13 protein-coding genes are annotated in these 16,328 nt (G+C 68.0%); 8 read left to right on the top strand and 5 right to left on the bottom strand.

The window, feature by feature from the left end:
* Positions 1–90 precede the first annotated feature (90 nt).
* Both KT882_RS13635 and KT882_RS13630 read left to right on the top strand, forming a co-directional pair.
* Positions 91–3,087 (top strand): hybrid sensor histidine kinase/response regulator, encoded by a 2,997-nt coding sequence (locus KT882_RS13635; RefSeq protein WP_228896211.1) that lies wholly within the window; start codon positions 91–93, stop codon positions 3,085–3,087.
* Between the two features lie 138 nt (positions 3,088–3,225).
* Entirely contained in the window at positions 3,226–4,215 is a 990-nt protein-coding gene (locus KT882_RS13630) for a diguanylate cyclase domain-containing protein (protein WP_228896208.1), read from the top strand.
* 61 nt (positions 4,216–4,276) lie between these two features.
* Here KT882_RS13630 and KT882_RS13625 read toward each other — a convergent pair whose 3' ends face one another.
* On the bottom strand, positions 4,277–4,696 hold the full coding sequence (locus KT882_RS13625; protein ID WP_161073549.1) for a hypothetical protein: 420 nt from the start codon (positions 4,694–4,696) through the stop codon (positions 4,277–4,279).
* A gap of 198 nt (positions 4,697–4,894) precedes the next feature.
* Here KT882_RS13625 and KT882_RS13620 point away from each other — a divergent pair, with 198 nt between their 5' ends.
* Positions 4,895–6,511 (top strand): response regulator, encoded by a 1,617-nt coding sequence (locus tag KT882_RS13620; RefSeq protein ID WP_228896206.1) that lies wholly within the window; start codon positions 4,895–4,897, stop codon positions 6,509–6,511.
* Positions 6,512–6,591: 80 nt separating this feature from the next.
* The gene (locus tag KT882_RS13615; protein ID WP_161073547.1) at positions 6,592–7,305 is read left to right on the top strand and encodes a sensor histidine kinase; all 714 of its coding nucleotides are present in this window, start codon (positions 6,592–6,594) and stop codon (positions 7,303–7,305) included.
* 19 nt (positions 7,306–7,324) lie between these two features.
* Here the strand turns inward: KT882_RS13615 and KT882_RS13610 are convergent, their stop codons facing one another.
* The 3 genes from KT882_RS13610 to KT882_RS13600 all read right to left on the bottom strand — a co-directional run bounded on the left by KT882_RS13610 (position 7,325) and on the right by KT882_RS13600 (position 10,024).
* A complete protein-coding gene (locus KT882_RS13610) occupies positions 7,325–8,641 on the bottom strand; it encodes an NAD(P)/FAD-dependent oxidoreductase (protein WP_161073546.1) in 1,317 nt (438 codons plus the stop codon).
* A gap of 23 nt (positions 8,642–8,664) precedes the next feature.
* Positions 8,665–9,126: a type 2 periplasmic-binding domain-containing protein gene (locus KT882_RS13605; RefSeq protein WP_228896204.1), complete on the bottom strand. Its 462-nt coding sequence runs from the start codon at positions 9,124–9,126 to the stop codon at positions 8,665–8,667.
* An 85-nt stretch (positions 9,127–9,211) separates the two neighbouring features.
* Positions 9,212–10,024 (bottom strand): transporter, encoded by an 813-nt coding sequence (locus KT882_RS13600; protein WP_228896202.1) that lies wholly within the window; start codon positions 10,022–10,024, stop codon positions 9,212–9,214.
* Positions 10,025–10,131: 107 nt separating this feature from the next.
* Here KT882_RS13600 and KT882_RS13595 point away from each other — a divergent pair, with 107 nt between their 5' ends.
* From KT882_RS13595 to KT882_RS13580, 4 genes are read left to right on the top strand one after another with little or no spacing between them, the layout of a single operon-like run.
* Positions 10,132–10,566 carry a MarR family winged helix-turn-helix transcriptional regulator gene (locus KT882_RS13595; RefSeq protein ID WP_161073544.1) on the top strand — a complete coding sequence of 145 codons (435 nt, stop codon included), beginning with the start codon at positions 10,132–10,134 and terminating at the stop codon, positions 10,564–10,566.
* A gap of 35 nt (positions 10,567–10,601) precedes the next feature.
* Positions 10,602–12,068, top strand: a complete 1,467-nt coding sequence (locus tag KT882_RS13590) for an MDR family MFS transporter (RefSeq protein WP_228896632.1) — start codon at positions 10,602–10,604, stop codon at positions 12,066–12,068.
* A gap of 2 nt (positions 12,069–12,070) precedes the next feature.
* Positions 12,071–13,573 carry an efflux transporter outer membrane subunit gene (locus tag KT882_RS13585; RefSeq protein WP_228896195.1) on the top strand — a complete coding sequence of 501 codons (1,503 nt, stop codon included), beginning with the start codon at positions 12,071–12,073 and terminating at the stop codon, positions 13,571–13,573.
* Between the two features lie 8 nt (positions 13,574–13,581).
* The gene (locus KT882_RS13580; protein WP_161073542.1) at positions 13,582–14,739 is read left to right on the top strand and encodes an HlyD family secretion protein; all 1,158 of its coding nucleotides are present in this window, start codon (positions 13,582–13,584) and stop codon (positions 14,737–14,739) included.
* A gap of 20 nt (positions 14,740–14,759) precedes the next feature.
* On the opposite strand, the gene KT882_RS13575 is transcribed toward KT882_RS13580, so the two are convergent.
* A complete protein-coding gene (locus KT882_RS13575; RefSeq protein WP_228896193.1) occupies positions 14,760–16,304 on the bottom strand; it encodes a hypothetical protein in 1,545 nt (514 codons plus the stop codon).
* Positions 16,305–16,328 lie beyond the last annotated feature (24 nt).

The following is a 16,328-nucleotide window of genomic DNA, read 5'->3' as shown; positions in this document are numbered from 1 at the left end:
GGTTGGGCCGCTCCCGAGATGCAAATGCCGATGAGTTATTCCGCCCCACACCGCTGCCCGCAACAGCCGCCACAAAATGGGAGAACCTGAGTGGCCAAGCTCGACAAAGAGGAAGAAGCACGCATGCAACTGGCCGCCATGCGCGGCGCCAACAGTGTGCTGCTGGCCCGCCAGCGCGCCGAACACGAGATGCAGGAAGCGCGCGAGGATTTGCGCCGCTCCAACGAGCGGCTCAAGACCGTGCTCGAGAGCATTACCGACGGCTTTATTGTGCTCGACCACAACTGGACCGTCACCTATATCAATCCGCAAGCGAGCAACATCATCCATCCGCTGGAGAGCGGCGGCCAGCACGTGCTGGGCATGAGCTTGTGGGACGCCTACCCCGAGCTGCTCGGCACTGTGCTGGAAGCGCAGTTCCGCCGCGCCATGGAGAAGCAGCAAAGCGTGGGCTTCGAGCTGTACTATCTGCCGCGCAAGAGCTGGCTGGACGTGCGCGCCTACCCGTCCGCCGAAGGCCTGTCCTGCGCCATCCAGAACATCACCAAGCGCAAGCTCGACGAGCGCGCGCTGCGCGAAAGCGCCAACCGCCTGCAGGTGGCGCTGGCGGCGGGCAAGCTGGGCGACTGGCTGTGGGACGCCGGCAGCAACCTGGTCACCCTGGGGCGCCGCGCCGCCGAGCTGCTGGACCTGCCGGAAGAAACCACCAGCACCTGGGACGCGCTGAGCGCGCACGTCTTCAAGGAGGACCGAAAGCCGGCCCGCGCCGCCTTCCTGCGCGCGCTCGACGACTGCAACGATTTCAACGTGGAATGCCGCATCGAGCGCGCCGGCGGGGAACTGCGCTGGCTGTCGGTGGTCGGCCACGGCAACTATGCCGACGACGGCGCCGTGCTCGGCATGACCGGCATGGTGCAGGACATCAGCGACCGCAAGGCGGCCGAAAGCACGCTGCGCCAGAGCCAGGAAGAACTGCAGGCCATGGCCAACTCCATCCCGCAGCTGGCCTGGATCGCCCGCTTCGACGGCGCCGTGGTGTGGTACAACGAGCGCTGGTACGAGTACACCGGCCTGCCGCGCACCGAGGCGGGCAGCCATGCGCCGGCCCACGGCTGGGACGAAGTCTACGACCCGGACACCGTGCCCGCCATCCGCCAGCGCTGGCAGGAGGCGCTGCGCACCGGCCAACCATTTGAAATGGAATTCCCCATCCGCGGCGCGGACGGCGAATTCCGCTGGTTCCTGTCGCGCGCCAACCCGGTGCGCGACAGCACCGGCCGCCTGGTGCGCTGGTTCGGCACCAGCACCGACGTCGACCAGGTCAAGCGGGTGCAGGAAGCACTGCGCGACGAGAGCGCCATCCTGGAACTGCTCAATAGCACCGGCAACGCGCTGGCCTCCAAACGCGACCTGCGCTCGCTGCTGCAGGAAGTGACCGACGCGGCCACCCGCATCAGCGGGGCGCGCTTCGGCGCCTTCTTCTACAACAGCACCAGCGCCGACGGCGGCGTGCTCACGCTGTACACGCTGTCCGGCCTGCCGCCCGAGGCCTTCGCCCGCTTCCCCCATCCGCGCGCCACCACCCTGTTCGGCCCCAGCATGCGCGGCGAAGGTACGCTGCGTAGCGACGACCTGCTGCAAGACCCGCGCTACGGCCAGAACGCGCCCCACCACGGCGTGCCCAACGGCCACCCGACCGTGCGCAGCTATATGGCGCTGCCGGTGGTGTCGCGCTCGGGCGAGGTGATAGGCTCGCTGTTCTTCGGCCACCCCGAGCCGCGCATGTTCAACGAACGCACCGAGCGCATCGTCGGCGGCATCGCGGCGCAGGCCGCCGTGGCCATCGACAACGCGCGCCTGTACGAAGCGGCGCAGCAGGCCGCCGAGGAGCGCAAAATCCTGCTCGACAGCGAACGCAGCGCGCGCGCCGAGGCCGAGCGCACCAGCCAGATGAAGGATGAATTCCTGGCCACGCTGTCGCACGAGCTGCGCACCCCGCTCACCGCCATCCTGGGCTGGGCCCAGGTGCTGCGGCGCGGCAGCCGCGACGAGGCCGACCTGCACAAGGGCCTGCAAACCATAGAACGCAATGCGCGCGCCCAGGCCCAGCTGATTGAAGACCTGCTGGACATGAGCCGCATCACCTCGGGCAAAGTGTTGCTTGATATACAAACCCTGTCGCCGCTGACGGTGGTGGACGCCGCCATCGAGACGGTGCGCCCGGCCGCCGACGCCAAGAACATCCTGATCGAGCGCGACTTCCACAGCATCGGCCTGGTGGCGGCCGACCCGAGCCGCCTGCAGCAGGTGATCTGGAACCTGCTCACCAACGGCATCAAGTTCACGCCCAAGGGCGGCGCGCTGAAAGTCAGCGTGACCGAGGCGGACGGCCACGTGGCCATCACCGTGGCCGACACCGGCATCGGCATCCGGCCCGAATTCCTCGGCCACGTGTTCGAACGCTTCCGCCAGGCCGACTCCACCACCACGCGCCGCCACGGCGGGCTGGGGCTGGGGCTGTCCATCGTCAAGCACCTGGTGGAGCAGCACGGCGGCACCGTGTCCGTGTCCAGCCCGGGCGAAGGGCGCGGCGCCAGCTTTACGGTCGGCCTGCCGCTGGCCAGCGGGCACAACGGCGCGGCGCCCCAGCCCCGCGCCATGGCCCCGCTGCCGCCCTCGGTGCCGGCCGACACCGGCCTGCGCGACCTGTCCGGCCTGCGGGTGCTGGTGGTGGACGACGAAATCGACGCAAGAGACCTGATCAGGCGCATACTCAGTGACTGCAACGCAGTCGTGCTGACGGCCGCCAACGCGGCCGAGGCGCTGGCCCTGGTGGAGCGCGAGCGGCCCAGCCTGCTGGTGAGCGACATCGGCATGCCGGACGTGGACGGTTTTGAATTGCTGGCCCAGGTGCGCGCGCTGGGCGCGGCGCGCGGCGGCGGCCTGCCCGCCATCGCGCTGACCGCCTTCGCCCGCTCCGAGGACAGGCTACGCGCGCTGGAGTGCGGTTTCCGCGACCATGTGTCGAAACCGGTGGAGCCGGCCGAGCTGGTGTCCGCTGTTGCTCTTGCGCAACATATACGGTGAAAGAAAAGATGTTGCCGCATGGAACAACTTGCCTTCCTACCTGACGACGCGGCGCTGTCCTACAAGCAACGCGACTATCCTTTGCTAAACTCAAAGCATTGAACTGACCGCCTCTACCGCTTTTGATGAGACCCTACCATGCCTAGTCCGGACGAGATTCTGAACGCCAAGATCCTGGTGGTCGACGATTGCGCCGACAATATCGACCTGATGCTCGAAATCCTGCGCGATGCCGGCTATAGCAACGTCTCGTCCACCATGCTGCCCGAGCAGGTGTGCGGACTGCACCGCCAGCATTGCTACGACCTGATCCTGCTCGACCTGCAAATGCCCGAACTGAACGGCTTCCAGGTCATGAAGGGCCTCAAGGAAATCGAACAGGAAGGCTATCTGCCGGTGCTGGCGCTCACGGCCCAGCCCAGCTTCAAGATCGCCGCGCTGGAAGCGGGCGCGCGCGACTTCATCAGCAAGCCTTTCGACCTGCTGGAAGTGCACAAGCGCATCCACAATATGCTGGAAGTACGCCTGCTGTACAAGGAACTGGCGCAGTACAGCAGGCAGCAGCAGGAACTGGCGCTGCACGACCCGCTCACCGGCCTGCCCAACCGCCGCCTGCTGGAAGACCGCATCGCCACCACGCTGCAGCACGCCGCGCGCCACCAGCACAGGGCCGCCGTCATGTATCTGGACCTGGACGGCTTCAAGGCCATCAACGACACCCACGGCCATGCCTGCGGCGATGAAATCCTGAAGCTGGTGGCCGGCCGCCTGGTCGGTTCCTCGCGCAAGGAGGACACCGTGGCGTGCGTGGGCGGCGACGAATTCGTCATCGTGCTGGGCGAAGTGGGCAGCCTGGCCGACGCCCAGGAACCGGCCTGCAAGCTGATTGAAGTGGTGTCCGAGCCCTACCAGGTGGGGGCGCTGACGCTGCGCCTGTCCACCAGCATCGGCATTGCGCTCTATCCCGACCATGCGGACCATGTCGCCGCGCTGATACAGCGCGCGGACGAGGCGCTGTACGAAGCCAAGCGCGGCGGCAAGAACCGCCACTGCGCGGCGCGGCGCGAGGCGGCGGAGGCCGAGTCCTTCGTTGCCAGCAGCCCGGTCCACAGCGCCTCGGCAGCCTGAACGTGCGCGCACTGCACAAACGGACAGGCCGCGCAGCAAGCTGCGCGGCCTTTGCCGCATCTTACTGCGCGGCCGCTTCCCTGGCTGCGCCCTCCTCGGTCGACTGCTCCACCTTGCCGGCGTGCTGGTGATCGCCTTGCGCGTTCACCATGTCCGGCGCCACTTCGATCCGCGTGATGCCGGCGTCCACCGAAATCGGATCGCTGGCCGGGAAGGTCATCTCCACCGCCTCGTCCAGCAGCGTTTCCTTGGCCACTTCATGCGGCGCGGGCTGCTCCTGGCCGGCCAGTACGGTGATGGCCTGCGCCCATTTCACGAAGTCCAGCTCGGCCAGGTCGCGCACCGTGTTGACGTTGAAGGCCTTGGCCAGCGCCTTGGCGTCGCTGGCGCTGACGCCTTTGAGCGCGCTCACCGGGGCGTCCGCCAGTTCGCGGAAGCACTTGCCCACATAGTCTTTATCCACAACGGTATCGATATTCATGATGCGTCCTTTCTAGGTTGGTCGGCACCAGGCCACTATGGCATGCACGGCCCGGACTGTATGTGCGCAGCCGAACATAGCCCGCGGCGGGGTGCGCGCGATAGCCGGGGGCGCTTTTGACTTTCATTTATCAGGTTGTTATGATCAGTCAACAGTTTGTCAGGCGAAACCCTTCCCTCCAGAAGCTCCAACAACAACGTGCCTAAAGTAGACAAACCCAAAGTCCTGGTCGTCAACGACGACGCCAACAGCCTGTTCGCATTGACCAGCCTGCTCGCGCAATGGTCGGACCAGGAAGGTTACGACGTCATCGCGGCGCGCTCCGGCGAGGAAGGCTTGCGCCAGGTGCTGATGCACGACTTTGCGGTGATCTTGCTGGACGTGAACATGCCCGGCATGGACGGCTTCGAGACGGCCGAGGCCATCCACCAGCGCGCCCGCTCGGCCGACATTCCCATCATCTTCGTCACCGCCTTCGTGGCCGACGAGCTGGACCGGCTGAAGGCCTACCAGCGCGGCGCGGTCGACTTCCTGTTTACGCCCATCATTCCACAAATCCTGCACGCCAAGATCTCGGTGTTCGTGGCGCTGGCGGTGAAGAACGAGGAGCTGAAGCGGCAGGCGCGCCAGCTCAGCCTGCGCACCACGGAATTGACGGCCGCCAACAAAAAACTCACGCGCGAGATTGAAGAACGCCAGGTGGCCGAGCGGCAGAACCACGCCAAGGACGAGTTCCTGGCCATGCTGGGCCACGAGCTGCGCAATCCGCTCAGCGCCATCAGCAGCGCCGCCTCGCTGATCGCCCTGCCCGGCGTGCAGAGCGACGCGGTCACGCGCGCCAAGCACATCATCCAGCGCCAGAGCCGCCACCTGGGCCGCATCGTGGACGACTTGCTGGACCTGAGCCGCGCCATGTCGGGCAAGATTTTGCTCAACCGCGCGCCGCTGGACCTGGCCGCGCTGCTGGCCACCTGCCTGGAGACCTACCGCACCACCGGCCGCAGCACCGGCCACACGGTGACGCTGGAAGCCGAACCGGGCTGGGTGCATGGCGACGCCACCCGGCTGGAACAGATATTCTGCAATCTGATGGACAACGCCCTGAAATACACCCCGCCGGGCGGCGCCATCACGGTGTTTTGCGAGACGGACGGCGGCGAAGTGCTGCTGTCGGTCGAGGACAGCGGGGTGGGCATTCCGGCCAGCCTGCTGCCCCATGTGTTCGAGGTGTTCGTGCAAGGCACGCGCACGCTGGACCGGGCGCAGGGCGGGCTGGGCATCGGCCTGGCGCTGGTGCGGCGGCTGACCGAGCTGCACGGCGGCAGCGTGACCGCGCACAGCGCCGGCGCCAACACAGGCAGCAACTTCACTATCCGGCTGCCGCGCTGCGAGCGGCCATCCGAAACGAGGCAAGCAATGACAGACTCCATAGAAACCGGCAAGCCTACCGTGCTGCTGATAGAAGACAACGACGACGGCCGCGAGATGATGTCGATGATGCTGAGTTGCTATGGCTACGAAGTGCGGCACGCCGCCGACGGTCTGCAAGGACTGGAACTGGCGGCCACCTTCCGCCCCGACCTGGCGCTGGTCGACATCGGCCTGCCGGGCATAGACGGCTACGAAGTGGCGCGCCGCCTGCGCGCCGGCGACGGCACGCGCGGCATGAAACTGATCGCGCTGACCGGCTACGGCCTGGCCGAAGACCAGCGCCGCGTGCTCGAGGCCGGTTTCGACATGCACCTGGTCAAGCCGGTCGACATCGACCACCTGATGAAAGCCATCGGCTCCTGCTCGGCCACCGAGCGCCAATGAGCGCGCGCCGGTGCGACAGGCAAAATCAACCTCAGGTATGATCGCCGCATAAAAACAGACTTTCTTACGCTGAGACCACTATGTCCGCACAGTTACATCTTGCCCCCGACGACAGCCAGCGCGCCGCCGAGCTGAGCGAACTGCTCGGCCACGTCAACGCCTGCTGGGACAACGAGCGCCGCTCGCTGTCGCGCCAGCTGCACGACAGCATGGGCTCGTCGCTGACCGCGCTGACCATGCACCTGGGCCTGCTGACGCAAAAGCTGCCGCCCGACCCGGCGCTGCTGGAACGCACCACGCAGATGAAGAACCTGCTGCACACCATCATAGAAACCAACCGCCAGATGCAGCACCGGCTCTGGAACGACAAGCTGGAGTTTCTCGGCGTAAAGGTGGCGCTAGGCGAACTGGTGGCGCAGTTCGGCGAGCAGCACGGCATGGCCGCCAGGTGCAGCCTGCCGGAGGACGAGCCGCGCTGTCCCCGCAGCCACAACGTGGTGCTGCTGCGCGCGCTGGAGGAAGGGTTGCGCAACATCGCCAGCCACGCGCGCGCCAGCGCGGTGGAAGTGGTGGTGGACGACAATGAAGACGAGATCATGCTGACCGTGAAAGACAACGGCGTCGGCCTGGCCATGCCGGCGGACGCCATCGGCGCCGACAGCGGCAAGCACGGCCTGCGCGTGCTGCGCGAACGCGCCGCCTACCTGGGCGGCGTGCTGACCCTGTCGGCCAACGGCGGCGGCGGCGCCATCCTGACCGTCATCCTGCCCAAGCCGCTGGCCCAGCAGCCCTGAACGGCCTCTGAGTGGAGCCTTAGTGCAGCTTCACCAGCGGCGTGCTGCGCTTGATCAGGAAGCGCGCCAGCGCCAGCACGCCGGTGCGCACCGTGCCGAGCACAGCCTGGTGATGCATCAGGTGCAAGCTCACATACATCAGGCGCGCCACAAAGCCGTCCACGAACCAGCTCAAGCCTTTGAGCGAGCCCATCAGGCTGCCCACGGACGAAGTCTGCCCGAAGGACACCAGCGAGCCGTAGTCCTTGTACACATAAGGCGCGCTCTGCGGGGGCTTGCCCCGGGCCTGGCGCAGGAAAGTCTGCGCGAGGTAGTCGGCCTGCTGGTGCGCGGCCTGCGCGCGCGGCGGCACGGCCTTGCCGTCCGCCCCCAGGCATAGGGCGCAGTCGCCCAGCGCGTAGATATTGCCGTGGCCCTTGACGGCCAGCGTGCCGTCCACCTCCAGCTGGCCGCCCTTGGCGGTGGGCAAGCCCAGCGTGGACAGCAGCGCCGGCGCCTTGATGCCAGCCGCCCAGACGACAATGTCGGCCGGATAGAGCTGGTCCGGCTGGCCGCCCTCGCCCGCCGTCACCTGCGCGGCGCCGATGGCGGTCACGCGCGTACCGGTCACCACCTTGATGGCGCGCTCCTGCAGCAGCTTGAGCGCGGCGGCCGACACCCGCTCGGGCAGCGGCGCCAGGATGCGCGGCGCCCCTTCCAGCAGCGTGATGCGCACGTCCTTCATGGGTTCCAGCTGGCCAAAGCCGTAGGCGGCATACACGCCGCTGGCCTCGCGCAGCTCCGCCGCCAGCTCGACGCCGGTGGCGCCGCCGCCGATGATGACGATGTCCACACCGTCCTGCCCCGCGTCCGGCGCGCCCTTTTTCAGCGCGGCCTTGGTCAGCAGCTTGAGCAGCGTGAGCCGGAAGCGTTCGGCGTCTTCGGTGGCGTTCAGGGATATGGTGTGTTCCTCGGCGCCGGGGACGCCGAAGTAATTGGACGTGCTGCCGATGGCCAGCACCAGCGATTCATAGCCGATGCGGCGCTCGGGCAGCACTTCCTCATGCTCGGCGGTGGCGATGGCCGCCACCGTGAGCTGCTTGCCCGGCGCGTCCAGCGCCGTGAGGGCGCCGTACACATAGGTAAAACCGTTGTCGTGGGCCAGCATCTGGTAGGACAGGCCTTCCTGATGGATGTCCAGCGTGCCCGCCGCCACTTCGTGCAGCGACGGTTTCCAGATATGGTACAGGCGGCTGTCGACCAGCATCACCTGCCCCGGTCCCAGCTTGCGGCCCAGCTTGCAGGCCAGTTCCAGCCCGCCCGCCCCGCCGCCTACGATAACGATCTTGCTATGCATGGCGCTCCCGAGGCGGTGGAAAATCAGTCTTTGCCGTGGCCTTTGCCGTGGCCGTGGCCGTTGTCGTGCTTGTCGTGCTTGTCGTGCTTGCCTTCATGCTTGTCGCGGTGGTCATCACGGCGGTCGTCGCGGCGGTCGTCACGGTCGTGGCGGCCATGTTCAGAGCGGTAGCGCGGCGCATAGTCGTTCACATACCAGTCGTCGCGCACGAAATACACGCGGCGGCCGCAGGCGTTGTACGCGCCGCAGTGTTTCGACCACTTCTTGGCATGGCCAGGCGGCACGCGCAGATACAGCGGCTCTTCAATCACGCGCACCGGACGGTGCACAATGACAGGTTCCGTGTAAATGACAGGAGGCGGCGCCATGTTGCCCAAATCAATGCGTCCGTAAAAACCCGGCTGGCCCACGCTGATGGAAACGTTCTGAGCGGCGGCGGTCAGGGAGATGGCCAGCATGCTGGCGGCGAGAATAAGTTTTTTCATGATTCAATCTTCTAGTTATGGGTGTTACAGCACCACCATATTAAACCGCAAGCCGCCTCATGTATGTACGCTTGCGCACATAACTCTACCAAAAGTTTACCAACGGCAACACAATTCCGCTGAAGAACTGCCAGTCCGGCGCGGCGCGGGTAATGCCGCGCGCCAGGCCAAAGTCGATGGTCAGCCGGGGATGCGGGCTGTAGGCCGCCGCCAGCAGCAGCTGCGCGGTGCCGGGCGCGCCGCTGCGGTGCGTGCCCGCCAGCTCGGCCGTAGCGCCCCAGCGCTCGTCCAGCGGCACCGAGAAGGAGGCGGAAGCGCCGGTCTGCACCCGCCCCAGGCCGGGTTCGGCGCCGCCCAGCCGCGCCAGGTTCAGGTTGGCGTCCATGTGCACGCTGCCAAAGTCGCGGCTGAGGATGCCGTTCACGCTGTAGTCCGGCCGCCCGCTGCCGATGCCGTCCCGGGCGGTGGGCATCTTGGCGCCGAGTTCCAGCCCCAGCGCGCTGCCTTCCCCCATGGCCCAGGCGCGCTTGACGACGAACAAGGTGTCGCCCGCGCCGCGCAGGCGGGGAGCGCCGTCATCGCGCTGCGCCACCCAGGCCTCGCCGCCCAGCAGCACGCCCCACTCCGGACTGAACGCCAGCTTGAGGGTGTAAGGCAGGCTGGCGCGCCGCGCGCCGCCGTCGCGGCTGGCCAGGCCGCCGAGCTCCAGTTCCAGCTGTCCCGGCGCCGGCAGTTGCGCCGGACTGGACACCGAGGGCCGGTACGGCAGCACCGGCGGCAGCTCCGGTCCGCCCGCAGCCGTGTCCGCGCCCTGCTGCGCCATGGCCGGCGCCAGCGCGCCCCAGCCCAGGACGGCGCCCGCCGCCATTGCCGCCCGCATCGTCTTCCGCAGTCCCATAGTTCCTCCGCATCGATACCGCCAGCCTACCATGCCTGCCCCATTGCTATCGAGCAAAGTAGCATGCTACACTAATCGTTAGATCCCTAACCATTAGATAGCTCAGCATGGAATTGACACTCGAAGAACGCTTCTCGCTCGCGTTGCACACCACCGCGCGCGCCTGGCGCCTGGCGCTGGACCGGCGCCTGAAAGACCTCGGCATGGGCCAGGCCAGCTGGATGGCGATCGCCGCCGTTGCCAAGAGCCAGCCGCTGTCGCAGACCGAGCTGGCGCGCCTGCTCGGCGTGGAAGACCCCACCATGGTGGCCATGATCGACCGCCTGGTGAAAGCCGGCTACCTGCAGCGCACGCCGTCGGACAAGGACCGCCGCGTCAAGCTGGTGTCGCTGACGCCGGACGGCAACGACATCTACAACCGCGTGAAGAAAGAGGCCAACGCCTTCCGCCAGGAGCTGCTGGGCGACGCCGATCCGGCCACGCTGGCCATCGTTACCGGCTTCCTTGAGCAGCTGCAAACGGCCGTCGAGTCCAAGCTGTGACCACGGGCAGCGCCGAGGCGCCGATCAACCGCCGCATGATCACGCTGTCCATCATGCTGGCCACCATCATCCAGGCGCTGGACGGCACCATCGCCAACGTGGCGCTGCCGCACATGCAGGGCAGCCTGTCCGCCTCGCAGGACCAGATCACCTGGGTGCTCACCTCCTTCATCGTGGCCGCCGCCATCGCCACCCCGCTGACGGGCTGGCTGTGCGACCGTTTCGGGCAAAAGAACGTCTTCCTCGTGTCGGTGGCAGGCTTCACGCTGGCCTCGGTGCTGTGCGGCCTGTCCGCCACGCTGGGCGAAATCGTCGCGGCGCGGCTGCTGCAAGGCGTGTTCGGCGCGGCGCTGGTGCCGCTGTCGCAGGCCGTCCTGCTGGACATCAACCCGCGCGAAAAACACGGCTCGGCCATGGCGGTCTGGGGCATGGGCGTGATGATAGGCCCCATCCTCGGCCCCACGCTGGGCGGCTGGCTCACCGACAGCTACGACTGGCGCTGGGTATTCTTCATCAACGTACCGGTGGGCGCGCTGGCTTTCTACGGCATCTGGAAGTACATCCGCCCCTCGGCTGCGCCGCGCAAGATGCGTTTCGACGCCTTCGGCTTCGCCACCCTCAGCCTGGCCATAGGCGCGCTGCAAATGCTGCTGGACCGGGGCGAGCAGAACGACTGGTTCGCCTCCAGCGAAACCTGGATCGAGGCCATCGTGCTGGCGCTCAGCTTCGCCTGGTTCGCCGCCCACACCGCGCTCACGCCGGCCGGCCAGTCCTTCTTCAACTACCGCCTGCTGAAGAACGCCAATTATGTGAGCGGGCTGCTGTTCATCTTCATCGTCGGCCTGGTGCTGTTCGCCACGCGGGCGCTCACCCCTTCGCTGCTGCAAGGGCTGATGGGCTACCCGGCGCAGCTGGCCGGCATGGTCACGGCGCCCAGCGGTCTCGGGACCATGGTGGCCATGATGCTGGTGGGCCGCCTGGTGGGGCGCTACGACGTGCGCCTGCTGCTGGCAATCGGCTTTGCCATCACCGCGTTTTCGCTGTGGCAGATGAGCGGCTACACGCTGGTGCTGTCCACCGGCGACATCATCTGGCCCGGCGTAATCCAGGGCCTGGGGCTGGGACTGGTGTTCGTGCCGCTGAGCGCCGCCACCTTCGCCACCCTGTCGCCCGAGATGCGCGCCGAAGGCACGGCCATCTACAGCCTGGTGCGCAATATCGGCAGCAGCGTGGGCATCGCGCTGGTGCAGGCGCTGCTGGTGCGGAATACGCAAACCGTGCATTCGGCGCTGGCCGAGCGCGTGGCCGTCAGCGACACCGCGCCGGACGCCCTGGCCCTGCTGAACGCGGAAGTCACGCGCCAGGCATCGATGATCGCCTACGTGGACGACTTCTGGCTGATGACATTGCTGACCCTGGCGGTGATCCCGCTGTTGCTGCTGATACGCCCTGCAGCCAAAACCGCCGCTCCGGCTCCCGTTGACCATGCGGCCATGGATTGAACATGAATAAAAAAATCACACTCCCCAAACTCACCACGCTGGCCGCGCTCGCCTGCGCACTGGCCGGCTGCGCCCACGTACCGGCCGAACGCAATGCGCCGCTGGCGCAGCGTGACGTCGCCGCCACCGTCATCGCGGAAGACATCAAACTGGCCCGCGACGGCTGGCCCGAAGCGCGCTGGTGGGGCAGCTACGGCGACCCGCAGCTGGACGGCCTGATCGCCGCCGCGCTGGCCGCCAATCCCAATCTGGACACCGCTGCCGCGCAGATCGCGTCCGCGCACTCCACGCTGGACCGCACGCGCTCGGCCGCCGGGCTGGAAGCCGGCGTCTACGGCGGCATGAACCGCCAGCGCTACTCCGCCACGGGCCTGTTCCCCGCGCCCATAGGCGGCAGCTACTTCACCGAGGAGACCGTGCGCGTGGAAGCGCGCTACAACTTCGACTGGTGGGGCCGCAACAAGGCGCAAGTGGCGGCAGCGGCGGGCGAGGTCCACGCCCACCAGGCCGACTACGCGCAAGCGGAACGCGCGCTGGCCGCCGCCATCGCGCAAAGCTACTTCCGCCTGCAGGGCGGCTGGGCGCGCCGCGCCAACCTGGCGCAGCTGGCCACTGCGCAGCAAGCCGTGATCGACGACGCCGCCAAGCGCATCGCGCGCGGCCTGGGCGTGAGCGACGAAGAGCGGCAAGCCAGCGGCGAACTGGCGCAGCTCAGGAAGCAGCTCGCCCAGCTCGACGGCGACAACCTGCGCGAACGCGAAGCCCTGCGCGCCCTGCTCGGCGGCGACAACGCGCCCGGCGCCGGCGCATCCGGCACTGCGGCCGATGCCGCGCCGCGCGCCACCACAGCGCAGCTGCTGGCCGCGCTGCAGCCGCGCGCCTTGCCCGCCGGTCCGCACGCGCTGCCGTCGCGCCTCGGCATGGAGCTGCTGGCGCGCCGCCCGGACCTGCAAGCGGCGCGCTGGCGCGTGGAAGCGTCGCTCAGCCGCATCGACGCCGCCAAGGCCGCGTTCTATCCCGACATCAACATCAGCGCCGCCGCCGGCCTCAACTCGATCTCCTTCGAGCGGCTGCTGGAAGCGCCTAGCCGCACGCTGTTCGCCGGCCCCACCATCACGCTGCCGCTGTTCGACAGCAAGCGCCTGGCGGCACAGCTGGAAGGCACGCGCAGCGAACGCAACGCGCTGGTGGCCGAATACAACCGCGCCGTAGTCGCCGCCGTGCGCGACGTGGCGCAGGACGCGGCCGCCGTCCAGGCGCTGGAAGCGGAGACCGCCGAACAAGCGGCCGCCAGCGCCAGCGCCCAGTCCCTGCTGCGCTCCGCGCAAGCCAAGCTGGCGGGCGGTCTGGCCGGCCAGCGCGCCGTGCTCAACGCCAGCCTGAACGCCCTGCGCCAGCAGGACGCGGCCCTGCAGCTCCAACAGCTTTCGCTGCAAGCCGAAGTCGCCCTGATCCATTCCCTCGGCGGCGGCTACCGCGCCGATACCGCATTCACCCTGAAATAAGCCGAGCCATGACCACTGCCACCCCAACCCCAGCCAACAACAAGAAACGTGTCCGCGTCCTGGCGGGCATCACCCTGGCCTTCGTCGCCGCCGGCGCGGCCTACGCCTTCTACTACGAGACCGTGCTGTCCAGGCAGCAGGAGACCGACAACGCCTACGTGGGCGGCAACCTCGTCACGCTGTCCTCCCAGGTGGCGGGCAATGTCGCCGAGATCCGCGCCGACGAAACCCAGCTGGTGCAAGCCGGCGCGCAAATCGTCAAGCTCGACCCGGTGGACGCGGAAGTGGCGCTGGAGCTGGCCCAGGCCCGCCTCGGCGCCGCCGTGCGCCAGGAACGCCAGCGCTATGCCGACGTGGGCCAGTTCGACGCCGCCGTCACCCAGCGCAAGCTGGCCCTGAAAAACGCGCAGGACGACCTGGCGCGCCGCCTGCCGCTGGCGGCCGACCATACCGTCTCCGGCGAGGACGTGGAACACGCGCGCCAGGCCGTGGCCAACGCCCAGGCGGCCATCGAGGTGGCGCTGAAGCAGAGCGAGGCCGCGCACGCGGGCGTGGCCGGCGTGGCGCTGGCCGAACACCCCGCCGTGCAGGCGGCGCGCGCCGACTACATGCAAGCCTGGCTGGCTGCGCGCCGCAACGCCATCGTGGCGCCGGTGTCCGGCTACGTGGCCAAGCGCAGCGTGCAGGTGGGCGCGCGCATCACGCCCGGCATGCCGCTGCTGTCCATCGTACCGCTGGACCAGCTGTGGGTGGACGCCAATTTCAAGGAATCGGAACTGCGCAGCATCCGCATCGGCCAGCCCGCCACGGTGGAGGCGGACCTGTACGGCAGCAAGGTGGAATACCACGGCAAGGTGCTGGGCCTGTCGGCCGGCACCGGCAGCGCGTTCTCGGTGCTGCCCGCGCAAAACGCCAGCGGCAACTGGATCAAGGTGGTGCAGCGCGTGCCGGTGCGCATTGCGCTGGACGCCAAAGAGCTGGCCGCGCATCCGCTGCGCATAGGCCTGTCGACCACGGTGAAGGTGGATATCAGCAAAACCGACGGCGCCATGCTGGGCAGCCCCATGCCGCAAGCGCCCATCTACAGCACCAGCACCTTGGCCCAGCCGCTACCGCAGGCCAGCGCGGCGGCGGACTCCATCATCGCGCGCAATATGGTCCACTAAGTGGCGCACTGAAAGATGTACTAAGCCTGCTGCCGCAGGTGGTTCTCGAGCTGTTCGATGGCCGCCTGCGACTGCGCGATCACCTTGCCGGCGATGCGCTCGCGCATGCCCTGCACCCGTCCCGCCGCCTCGGCCTCCAGCAGCAGCGGCGTGAGCATCTGCCGGGCGGACTCGTGGAAGCCCAGCGACACCTGGTCCAGCTGCGCCAGATAGGACTGCTCCGCCACTTTCAGGCGCGCGCGCAGCTCGTCCTCGAAGGCGCGGCGCTTGTCCCGGATTTCCGAACGCTTGCGCTTGCCGCCGTCGCTGAACCACTTGAACGCCCCCGCCAGCAACACCGCCCCGCCTACGAAAGGCGCGGCCGGCGCCAGCACCGGCATCACCACCGCCACGCCGAACAGATAAGCCACCGTCCCGGTGCCCGCCGCCGCCACCGCGCCGCCCATCAGCGTGAGGCTGGCGGCGGTATCGACCGTGTTCACGATGCGCGTGCCGATGCGCAAGCCGGGCATCAGCCTGGCCAGCGCGGCATGGTGCTCGCGCTGGAACACGCTGGCCTGCCCCAGGCGCATGCCGGACTGGAACAGGCGCAGATCGTGCTGCATCAGCTTGAGCGCCTCCTCCTTGCGCCGCACCACGCGGTCCAGGCGGCGCTCCATCTCCTGGCCGAACTGGTTGCGGCCTATGCTTTCCCACACCTCACCCTCTTTCCACTGGTCGGTGGCAAGGCGGTCGGCGATGGCCAGCTCGATGGCGTTGCCCGCATCGTGCACAGCGTCGTCGATGTCCTGGAACAGGGTGCTGCGCTCGTAGGCCACGCGCGCATCCACCAGCGCCAGCCGCTGCTGCACCTGGGCGCGCAACTCCAGCGCGGCGCTCATCATGCGCTCGGCATTGGAGGCGGACGCGGCCAGCGAGGCGGCCAGCTCCTGGTAAGCGCCTATGCCCTGGACGATGGTGGCCGTAGCCTGCCGCACCATGCCGCGCAGCTGGTCGTCGTCCAGCTTGCCGCTCTGGAAGCGGCGCGCGCCGTCCAGCAGCTCAACGTGGCCGGTGCTGCGGCCGAAGTCCGCCACCACGTCGGCCAGGCTGCGGCCCGCCACCAGCTTGCGCGCCTGCTGGCCCAGGCTGCTGAGCAGGCCGCGTTCGTCTTCCGGCGGCAGCATGGCCAGTTCATCGGTGCGCAGGCGCACGCCCAGCGCCCTGGCCACGCGCTGCGCCAGCGCGCGCGCCTTGGGGCCTTGCAGCGCCACCAGCGGACGCAGCATGGTGTAGGCGCTGTCCCGGGTCTGCTGGTCCACTTCGGGCGAGCAGCGCGCCAGCGCGTTCAGTGCCCAGTCCACGCTCACGCCGGACTCGATCGCGTTCAATACCAATGCAGTGAAAACGGCGGAGGCCTTGCCTTCGCCCGCCAGGTCGGCGACGGCGGCAAACTGGCCCAGGGTGACGGTGCCATCGGCTGCCGCCAGCGCCCCAACAGTACGCGCCAGCGCCGAGCCGAAGCTCTGATCGGACGACAGGTGCTCGTCCAGCGTGCGGATTTCTAAGGGTTTTTCAGCATCCATCCAGTACTCGTGGGAACAATTTCA

Source organism: Pseudoduganella aquatica, assembly GCF_020865585.1.
Taxonomy (GTDB): domain Bacteria; phylum Pseudomonadota; class Gammaproteobacteria; order Burkholderiales; family Burkholderiaceae_D; genus Rugamonas; species Rugamonas aquatica_A.
Note: the sequence above shows the minus strand (reverse complement) of the source record. Positions and strands in the feature narration are given on the sequence as shown.